Origin of the sequence: Clostridium sartagoforme AAU1 (assembly GCF_000401215.1) — a bacterium.
Classification (GTDB): Bacteria; Bacillota; Clostridia; order Clostridiales; family Clostridiaceae; genus Clostridium; species Clostridium sartagoforme.
Map to the genome: position 1 here is coordinate 1 of NZ_ASRV01000215.1, position 2,505 is coordinate 2,505.

Genomic DNA, 2,505 nt, shown 5'->3' on the forward strand with positions numbered 1-2,505 from the left:
TCTTCCTTAGATTTTTTACCGCCAGGGTTGCCTTCTACTCTCCAGATTTGCTTATTTTTCAAATCATAAACTCCTGACCAGACAATTTGATATAATTAGAAATATTTTTCTCAATAATATCATTCCCTTCGTATTTTTAAATACTATTTTTACATTTTAATTTTTAATTATAATTCACACTTGTTACCTGTTACCTATTTATTTTCCTGCCACTTGTTAGTTTAATTGGAAAACTGTGAACTAAATAAATTGTAGACTAAAAAATACCATATATTCAATTTTGAATAATACAGTACTTTTAGTAATTTAATATTTAATTTTACCTTTGCAATATTTTAAAGTTGTTAGTTACTCTTCATTGTATAAACACCATTTGGATTGTTTAGTATACATTTTTCAATTTCATCTATTTCAGCAATAGCATCCTCCATTGTTGAATACATCCCCAATGAAGTCCTATTTGAAGAAAATATTCCATCAGGTGCAAACCTTCCCCACAGTATTACTTTATTTCTTTTATCTCCAAGAATAGATGAAATTTCAACTTTGATTACATTAACCAACTCTTTTTTATTTTGAGTCCTAATCCACATAAAGCCCTCCATTTTACCATATATCAGTGTATTAAATACCAATTATGATTTAATTATGGAATATTTTGTAAATATAAGAAAGGATAATCCTTATTAAGTTTCCATGTACCTTTACCTTTTATATTTTTAGAACCATTGAAATATACTGGTACAGGTATAAGATTCTGTAGTTTATTTTCTATTAAATAATTACTCATTAAATTATTATGAGTATCTTTTTGATTTCATAGAATATATGATTGTAGAAATCAATGCAACAAGTATCAAAATGTGAAGAACAATATGGTACACGTCAGGAATATATCTTAAATCAGAGTTAATAAACTTTATTGATCCTTCAAAAAATCGTATTTTTTCTTCCCCGCCACCAACAATAGTGTACCATTCATGAGAAATAAATTGGGTTAATAGCCATAATGATTGCCATATAATTAATATATATTTTCCGACATTCTCTTTTAGCAAAAATAAAATTACCGCACCAAGAAATATGATAAAAAAGATTCCATCATCACGCCATGAACGTGTAACTAGATGATTGTTCTTAAAATATACTCCTACCATATCTAAGAAAAACCATGCCAACAAAATCACATTCGCAATTAAACAATACTTCCTTTTCACTTAGCAACCCTCCAGTAAATTCCTATTATCTATCTCATATTATAATTATAACATATTTTGTAAATACCGTACTATTCAATTTTCAAGGAGCACCTTTATATAGAATATATTACTTATTTAATCCACTCATAATATTTCTGAATTGCCCGCTAAAAAATACCGTACACTCTTTTGAATAATACGGTATTTTAAATATATACTGCTTAATAATAATTTTATCCTATTTTAATAAATATACCTTCCTCAGACTTTTTTAATGCCTTCTCATTTAATATTTTCACAAAACTTGACTTTTCTGAGGTTTTATAGCGTTTCCCACCAATATTTATAGTTGGGTCAATTAGCCTTATCTTATTTTTTTGAAATATGTCATATTTATCTTTATTTTCTATTAATCTTACTTGACTATTTATTGATTCAATTAAGTTTATTACTTCTTCTGAACTAGAATTCCTTAGTAAACTATATACATATTCATCTTCTTTTAATAAGTCTTCTAAAGTAATTTCATGTAATCTAATTGCTATTTCTAATGCTTTAGATAATCTATCATAAGCATATATATTTAATGGATTCATAAAAAATCCTATAACCTCTTTATAATATACATCTACAAACCATTCAGAAATCTCCACAGAATTAACTACGATCTCTCCTTCAACTACAGATAAATTACTTAAAAATGTCTTAATTTCATCTTTTGATATAAACCCATAATGATACATATCTCTTAATGTATAATCTATTCTATCTGCACATAATTTAGGTGCTCTCTTTTCAAGTATTGTCCACTTAGACTCATTTAAAAGTATATCCTTATAATCATATCCATTAGTTGATAGTATTTTAGGGATATTAGAGGATTCAATGATTTCATCATATATTTTTCATGATAATCTTCATTACTATTTTTAAAAACAAAGTCAATAACGTGTGAAAAGGCAGTGTGAGAAATATCATGTAATAAACCTGCTATCTGTTCCTCAATACTCCCCCCATTATTCTTATAAACAACATTGTACCAACAGAATGTTCATATCTAGTAACATTCCATTCAATATTAATCAAATAACTTGCTCCACCCTGATGAATTCCCTTTAATCGTTGTACCTCTTTTGTTTTTATAAGTTCTTCTAAAATTGGTTCAACCTTAAACTCACCATAGATACTATCTATAATTTTCATAATTTCTCCTCCATATTTTATTACAACTATATTATGATTTTTATAAACAACTCATAATTATCTACTAATTTAATATTTTATTCATGATTTACAGTAATTTTAG

General features: G+C 26.4%; 5 protein-coding genes. All 5 read right to left on the reverse strand.

Features of this window, described 5'->3' with window-relative positions:
• Positions 1 to 344: 344 nt before the first annotated feature.
• The 5 genes from A500_RS17080 to A500_RS20840 all read right to left on the reverse strand — a co-directional run bounded on the left by A500_RS17080 (position 345) and on the right by A500_RS20840 (position 2,402).
• Positions 345 to 593: a hypothetical protein gene (locus tag A500_RS17080; protein ID WP_016208817.1), complete on the reverse strand. Its 249-nt coding sequence runs from the start codon at positions 591 to 593 to the stop codon at positions 345 to 347.
• Positions 594 to 646: 53 nt separating this feature from the next.
• Positions 647 to 790 carry a hypothetical protein gene (locus tag A500_RS20570; protein WP_157453694.1) on the reverse strand — a complete coding sequence of 48 codons (144 nt, stop codon included), beginning with the start codon at positions 788 to 790 and terminating at the stop codon, positions 647 to 649.
• Between the two features lie 7 nt (positions 791 to 797).
• Positions 798 to 1,187, reverse strand: a complete 390-nt coding sequence (locus A500_RS17085) for a hypothetical protein (protein WP_423219301.1) — start codon at positions 1,185 to 1,187, stop codon at positions 798 to 800.
• Between the two features lie 245 nt (positions 1,188 to 1,432).
• Positions 1,433 to 1,942 carry a hypothetical protein gene (locus tag A500_RS20835; RefSeq protein ID WP_016208819.1) on the reverse strand — a complete coding sequence of 170 codons (510 nt, stop codon included), beginning with the start codon at positions 1,940 to 1,942 and terminating at the stop codon, positions 1,433 to 1,435.
• Between the two features lie 247 nt (positions 1,943 to 2,189).
• Complete coding sequence (locus A500_RS20840) at positions 2,190 to 2,402, reverse strand: hypothetical protein (protein WP_016208820.1); 213 nt, start codon at positions 2,400 to 2,402, stop codon at positions 2,190 to 2,192.
• Positions 2,403 to 2,505 lie beyond the last annotated feature (103 nt).

Coding starts and splice junctions, on each gene's coding strand:
- A500_RS17080 (WP_016208817.1), bottom strand. CDS start 593: ATGTGGATTAGGACTCAAAATAAAAAAGAGTTGGTTAATGTAATCAAA.
- A500_RS20570 (WP_157453694.1), bottom strand. CDS start 790: ATGAGTAATTATTTAATAGAAAATAAACTACAGAATCTTATACCTGTA.
- A500_RS20835 (WP_016208819.1), bottom strand. CDS start 1,942: ATGTATCATTATGGGTTTATATCAAAAGATGAAATTAAGACATTTTTA.
- A500_RS20840 (WP_016208820.1), bottom strand. CDS start 2,402: ATGAAAATTATAGATAGTATCTATGGTGAGTTTAAGGTTGAACCAATT.